This window comes from Streptomyces sp. NPDC060031 (assembly GCF_042736805.1).
Taxonomy (GTDB): domain Bacteria; phylum Actinomycetota; class Actinomycetes; order Streptomycetales; family Streptomycetaceae; genus Streptomyces.
Map to the genome: position 1 here is coordinate 1 of NZ_JBHWVM010000176.1, position 5,955 is coordinate 5,955.

At 67.7% G+C, this 5,955-nt stretch carries 5 protein-coding genes and 3 pseudogenes; 5 read left to right on the plus strand and 3 right to left on the minus strand.

The genetic code is table 11. From position 1 onward, the window contains the following. Positions 1-498 precede the first annotated feature (498 nt). Positions 499-975, plus strand: a complete 477-nt coding sequence (locus ACFWB8_RS36485) for a hypothetical protein (protein ID WP_385237465.1) — start codon at positions 499-501, stop codon at positions 973-975. A 13-nt stretch (positions 976-988) separates the two neighbouring features. Here the strand turns inward: ACFWB8_RS36485 and ACFWB8_RS36490 are convergent. The 3 genes and pseudogenes from ACFWB8_RS36490 to ACFWB8_RS36500 all read right to left on the minus strand — a co-directional run. Then, a pseudogene (locus ACFWB8_RS36490) lies at positions 989-1,162 on the minus strand (IS5/IS1182 family transposase); the annotation flags it as partial. Between the two features lie 187 nt (positions 1,163-1,349). Beyond that, positions 1,350-1,892: a hypothetical protein gene (locus tag ACFWB8_RS36495; protein ID WP_385237467.1), complete on the minus strand. Its 543-nt coding sequence runs from the start codon at positions 1,890-1,892 to the stop codon at positions 1,350-1,352. Positions 1,893-2,024: 132 nt separating this feature from the next. Then, complete coding sequence (locus ACFWB8_RS36500; protein ID WP_385237469.1) at positions 2,025-3,371, minus strand: endonuclease domain-containing protein; 1,347 nt, start codon at positions 3,369-3,371, stop codon at positions 2,025-2,027. 58 nt (positions 3,372-3,429) lie between these two features. Here ACFWB8_RS36500 and ACFWB8_RS36505 point away from each other — a divergent pair, with 58 nt between their 5' ends. The 4 genes and pseudogenes from ACFWB8_RS36505 to ACFWB8_RS36520 all read left to right on the plus strand — a co-directional run. Further along, on the plus strand, positions 3,430-3,882 hold the full coding sequence (locus tag ACFWB8_RS36505) for a DUF6233 domain-containing protein (RefSeq protein WP_385237471.1): 453 nt from the start codon (positions 3,430-3,432) through the stop codon (positions 3,880-3,882). A gap of 57 nt (positions 3,883-3,939) precedes the next feature. Continuing rightward, positions 3,940-4,089: a hypothetical protein gene (locus tag ACFWB8_RS36510; RefSeq protein ID WP_385237474.1), complete on the plus strand. Its 150-nt coding sequence runs from the start codon at positions 3,940-3,942 to the stop codon at positions 4,087-4,089. A gap of 125 nt (positions 4,090-4,214) precedes the next feature. Then, positions 4,215-5,108, plus strand: a pseudogene (locus ACFWB8_RS36515) (transposase). Between the two features lie 208 nt (positions 5,109-5,316). Then, positions 5,317-5,877 (plus strand): annotated as a pseudogene (locus ACFWB8_RS36520) (transposase); the annotation flags it as partial. Positions 5,878-5,955 lie beyond the last annotated feature (78 nt).

Consider the following 5,955-nt stretch of genomic DNA (forward strand, 5'->3'; position numbering starts at 1 on the left):
ATACTCCCCTCCGTGGCTCCGGTCCCTCGATCGATGCAACCGCGCCGACCGGACCGGCTGTTCCCGGCGCGGCCGCTTGACCTTCCAGACAGCCTCCGTCCTGGCCCGCCTGGCTGACCCTTTGTGCGGGGCGACCGCGATCAGACGGCACCGCCCCAGCCGGAGTCAACTCACCGCCCTCGCCGCGCTCGGCGTGGACTGGGCGTGACACCGGCCGGGAGAGGGAGTTGGTCGGACCGGCTTGAGCTGGCTGGCATTGCCCGGCCAGGAGGTTGCATACGAGCGGGGAAAATGACCATCGCCGGCTTCCACCACCTCAAGCGGGATCTGACGTCACTCGGCGCTCTTCTCGTGCGCTGCGCCGATCCGCTTCTGGCGTCTCTGGCCGGACCGGCACCGCTTGGGTAACTAGGCTATGGCCGGTCTGGTCCCTGGTCGTGTCCGATGGGTCGTGGAATTGCTTGGGCGTAAGCGAAACGGTGAGGCGATGATGTGCGGGTGTTCTACGAAGATCTCAGCGAGTACGACTACCAGGGCGAGGACGCGTTCACGGATAGGGAGTCGGGCGTCTACACGCTCTGGTACCGCCCGGCGTACACCCGCCTGAACATCGGTTGGCTGGAAGCCGGTAGGCCGTACTCGACAGGGAGCGTCCCCACAGCCTTCGTGAAGAAGCTGAAGGCTGTTCAGGAGGTCCAGTGGATGAACGTCTGCCTCGGCGTCCACGAGTGCGACCTGTGTCCTGAGGATGAGGCTCTGGACGGGAACGGGGAGGTAAGGATCCCGGGCGGGCCCGGCGTCGCTTATGCCGCTCCGTTCCTGATCACGCACTACGTCACCGCCCACGGCTACCGGCCGCCGCAGTCCTTCGTGGATGCCGTTCTCGCTGTCGACCTCAACGCATGGGCCGCCACACGGTGGCCCGACGTCCCCTTTCCCTGGGTTCCGGATGACGCGGAACGCATGCTGGAGTAACGGCGAGCGAGGCTCACGTACGCAGCCACAGACGTATCGAGGCGACGGTGACCGTCCCGTGAAAGACGTAGGCCCGCTTGTCGAAACGGGTCGCGACCGCACGGAAGATCTTTAGCCGGTTGATCGTCCGCTCCACCTCGTTGCGGCGCCGGTAGATCTCCCTGTCGAACCCGGTCGGACGGCCGCCCTTGCCGCACACGATCCCGGAGCCTAAGGATCAGCGGCGGCCGAGCCAACGTCGACCTCCTCCGCCAACGCATCCTCGTGAGCCCCTGATGCCGGCGTACTCGTCGAAGGCGTCCTGCCGGTGCACGCGAACATGCTCACGATGTCGCACGCGATGAGGAGATCGGGGTCACCCGCCCATCCGTTGGTCAGCGAGACGGGCTGTCTTGCGACTTCGGCGGCACAGCGGACTCGGGCAGGTCGAGAACACGGGCGAGGGCGGTGGAGAGGGGGGCGGAGTGGTCAGGCAGGTGCTTGGAAACCCAGGCCGCTGCCAGCGCGAGGAAGCCGGCCAGGTCGCCCTCGGCGTCGGCGAGCAGGTGGTGGAGCTCGGTCACGGACAGTTCGATCACGCGGTTATCGCTCTGCTCGGCGTCGACGGTGAGCCGGATGGCGTCGCCGACGCGTTCGGCAACCGATGACCGGGGGTCGTGGCCGAACCAGAGCGCGCTGTCCCCGTCGAAGAACTGGTGCCAGTCGCGCCAGTCCTCCAGCCCGTCGCAGCAGCCGGGCACGAAGCTGACGCCTGAGGAAGTGTCCGTGACGCGCAGGCCACCGGATGCCCATAGATTGTCGCAGGTCAGCAGCCCATGCAGAAAACCGCCAAGCGGGTCGGCCGGCAGAGGCGGGCAGTCGCCACCCTGATCGGGGCCGACGTCATTCCAGCTACTCGAACTGCCCCTGACCTGCAACGGGACATGACCAACCAGACTATGAATTAGCCCTGCCCCGACGACAACCCGCAAAGCTCAGTAACCGGATTCCTGCCCACCCCAGGTCAGCGCAGACAGACGGCGCTCGCAGCCGCGGCGGTCCGGTCGTGCTCAGAACAGTGCCAGGCCCTCACCGTTGGTGTCGGCGATGACTGGCCGGGACTGGGCGGGCAGGCCGTCGAGGCGGTCGGGTCCGGCCGCGGCGGCCACGTCGGGGGCGGCCTCGGCCAGCCAGGTGCCAAACCGCTCGGCGGCTTCGCGGTAGGGGACTCGCGCCAGGACACGGTGCTCACCGGAAGGACAGAAGTCGACAGCGACAGTGAGCAGGCAGGAACGGGGTGTGTTCTGGCTCGCCGTCCAGGACACGCGCAGCACGCCGCAGGGTGTGCGCCCGCGAGAGCTACGGTGGGTCGGGCGCAGTGGTCGGCAGGCGGTGTGGGCGGTCCATGCGGCGAGGTGGGGCAGGGGCAGGGTGGTGCGGGCGCGGCAGCCGGGGCAGCGGTGCCAGTGGCGTAGCCAGTCGACGGTGTCGGTGTCGAAGAGGCGTGTGTAGCGGTCGGCCACGCGGATGTCGTTGCTGTACAGGTGGTCGGGGCGTTCTTGGGTGTTGCAGGACTGGCAGAGCGGGGCGCGGACGTAGCCGTGCTCGTGGCAGTGGTCGAGTACCGCGGCAGGTGCGGTGCGGCAGACGGCGCACGTCCATCCGGCCACCTTGGCGGAGATGCCGGGCTTCCTGCTGAGTACCGAGTACAGGTGGCCTTCCAACTCGCCGGTGTACGGACGCAGTGGAGCGGGCGGGCAGTCGGGGCTCGTGGTCTGCCGGTTGTCGGTGGCCCGGGCCTGCCGGTGCTGGGAGGGCGGTTCGGGGACGGCTGCGCTTGCCGGGCGGGCCTGCGCGGCTTGGGTTTGCAGCCACCGCGTTTCGCTGTGCTCGGCTCCGTCCAGCAGCCTGACCACGGCACGCGGCAGCCACCACGTCCGCGTCGTCCCCTCGCGGGTCTGCTCCACGAGTATCCGCCGCCAGTCGATCCCTGCCAGATGGCACGGCCGGCCCCCTTCGCGCCGTGCCGCCCGCTCGGGATCGCCCAGCCCCTGCAGTTCTTGGGTGATGCGCTGACGCCATCGCAGCGGTGTTCCCTCGTTCTGTTCCTGCTGCGGCGCGTGGCGGAACGGGCCGATGCGGAGGAGGTCCTGGCGGTTCATCTCCAGCGCGTTCAGTTCCGCGGCCGCCCGGCGGACCTCGGTCTCCGGAACACTCCACTGCCCGCCGGTCTGTACCGTCGCCACCACACGGCCGCCGAGCAGGACGTACCCCACCCGGGCATCGGCAGGAAAGCCGGTGAACGCCCCCAAAGCCGTCGGCACAGCGCTACCGGCCGTCAAACCGGCCCACAGAGCGTCCGCGGCACCCAGAAGGATCAGACCGCCCGCGCGACCCTCGATGACAAGCTCCGGCATACCGACAGGCTAACGGCCAGCCCCGAATAGAATGCCGGCCAGGGGTGAGGAGGAGTCGATGCCCGCAGGTAATGCCCGGGTCCTCGTGATCCTGCCCGACGGCCAGGAACTCCGGGCCTCGCTGTATGAACGGCGCCGCTTACCCAACGGCTGGCAGTACCGCGTCGCCATCACCATCTGGACAGCCGGAAACAGCGGCCGCCAAGAACCCGTGGAACACACCGTATGGCTGGACGCCAGCCACGTCCGCCCCATCGAAGGCGGCGACTACAGCACCGTACCGACCCGCCCAACAACTCCTGCAAGCCACAGAGCTGCGGCCCGTCAGGCGTGGACGATACAGAACCTGCCCCACCGCCCCGGCCACCCCGGAGCCCGCCTCATCCACGTCATCGGATGCCAGCCCGGCGTTCCCATCGGTCTCGACCAGGCCCTCGACGCCCTCCAGCAACCCCGCACAGTCCCCTGCCTCCAATGCAAAGCCGCCTCCTCACTACCGTGGGCCGGCTGAACCGCTTGTGGCACGACACCGAAGGGAACTCCCCTGACTCCCCCAACCAGTCCGAAGATGTCGGCCGAGCTTGCCGCACGAGCCGGTCACTACGCGGCCGCCGTCGCCGAGCACCTCCTGGAGGCCGGCCTGCCCGTGACCGGGATCCACAAATGCGCCGAGGGCACCGGTGAGTCGTCCGGCCCCGGGGGCACGGAGCGTGTCTGAAAGTTCGTGTAAGTCCGTGATGTGGAAGCCTGGCCCGGGGCTCGGCCTCGGGCCTGTGGGCCGGGCGGATCGGACGAGTCATGGCAGACAAAAACGAAGCGGTCGCGTCTGTGGCGGGCGACAAGATGGTCGACGAGGTGGTCGAGCGGCTGCTCGACAAGGCTGACGCCTCGGGAGCGGCCCTGCTCGGTGAGGGTGGGCTGCTGACGGAGATCACCAAGGCCGTTCTCGAGCGGGCCCTGGAAGCCCAGATGAGTGAACACCTCGGCTATGAACGCGGAGATTCAGCGGGTCACGGGTCGGGGAACTCCCGCAACGGGACCTCGCCCAAGACGGTCCTGACCGATGCCGGAGCGGTCACGCTGGCGGTGCCGCGGGACCGCAACGGCGATTTCGAACCGCGTCTGGTACCGAAGAACGCCCGCCGACTCGCCGGGTTCAACGACCGGATCCTCTCGCTCTACGCCCGCGGCATGAGCGTGCGCGACATCCGCTCCCACCTCGCCCAGATCTATGGCGTCGAGGTGAGCCCCGACCTGATCAGCAAGGTCACCGACGCGGTGATCGACGAGCTCGTGACCTGGCAGGACCGGCCCCTCGACCCGGTCTGGCCGATGGTGCCAGCTCTGAAGGCCATCCACACGGCCCCCACCGAGCAGGCCGCCGAACAGGCCCTCGACGTATTTGAGGCCTCTGACCTGGGCGAACGCTACCCGGCGATCGTGCACACCTGGCGTTCGGCCTAGCCGGAATTCACGCCCTACCTGGCGTTCCCGCCAGCCATAAGGCCGGTGGTCTACTCCACGAACATGGTCGAGTCCATGAACGCCCGCCTCCGCAAGGCCACCCGTAACCGCGGCCACTTCCCCTCGGAACAAGCCGCGTTGAAGGTCCTCTACCTCGCGGTCCGCGAGCAGATCAACCCGAAAGCGCGCGACGCGAACCACGCCGCCCCACACTGGAAAGAGGCACTGAACCAGCTCTCACTCTTCTTCGAGGACCGGCTCAGCATCCAATGACACCAACCGACTTACACAAGATCGCTGGCTCTGTCTCACATCCGGTGGTAACGGAGCGTTTCAGTCTTCACTGTCTGTGTACTTCCGCGCCTGGGAAGTGGTCTGGCCTGGGAGTCAATCACCGGAATGACGCGATGTCCGGAAGCGGCGGCCCCTGCCGCGGGTCTGTACGGTCAACGGTGGATCTTCGAACAGGAAGTGACACCTGATGACAGACGTAATCGTCTCGGCTGAGGCCGTGGAGGAAGTGCGGCCGGCCGGGCTGGCACCGGACGTTCTGGACGACCAGCTGATCAGTCAGCTGGTGGACCGGGCCCAGGCGGACGGGATCAAGCTGACCGGCCAGGGTGGCCTGCTGCAGCTGCTGACGAAGAAGATCCTCGAGTCCGCCCTCGAGGGCGAGATCACTGATCACCTCGGGCATGAGAAGCATGAGAAGGTCGGCACGGGCAACACCCGTAACGGCACCCGCTCGAAGACGGTGGTCACCGAGGTCGGGCCGGTGGAAATCAAGGTTCCCAGGGACCGCGAGGGCAGCTTCGAGCCGCAGATTGTCAGGAAGCGGCAGCGGCGGCTCACCGGGGTGGACGAGATGGTCCTCTCACTGTCTGCCCGCGGGCTGACGCACGGGGAGATCTCCGCCCACCTGGCCGAGGTCTACGGCGCCGAGGTCTCCAGACAGACCATCTCGACGATCACCGATTCGGTGATGGAGGGCATGGCCGAATGGCAGGCCCGCCCGCTCGACCGCGGGCGGTTTCCAGTGATCGTTGCGACTCAGCAGTAGGCGAGTTCTCTCGACCAGCGTCTCATGGCCTCGGCTGGGGTGCGGTCTCCGAGGACGAGG

What these genes read in the sequence shown, in the direction of transcription:
- ACFWB8_RS36500 (WP_385237469.1), bottom strand. Translation starts at nt 3,371, where the DNA reads ATGCCGGAGCTTGTCATCGAGGGTCGCGCGGGCGGTCTGATCCTTCTG.
- ACFWB8_RS36505 (WP_385237471.1), top strand. Translation starts at nt 3,430, where the DNA reads ATGCCCGCAGGTAATGCCCGGGTCCTCGTGATCCTGCCCGACGGCCAG.
- ACFWB8_RS36510 (WP_385237474.1), top strand. Translation starts at nt 3,940, where the DNA reads ATGTCGGCCGAGCTTGCCGCACGAGCCGGTCACTACGCGGCCGCCGTC.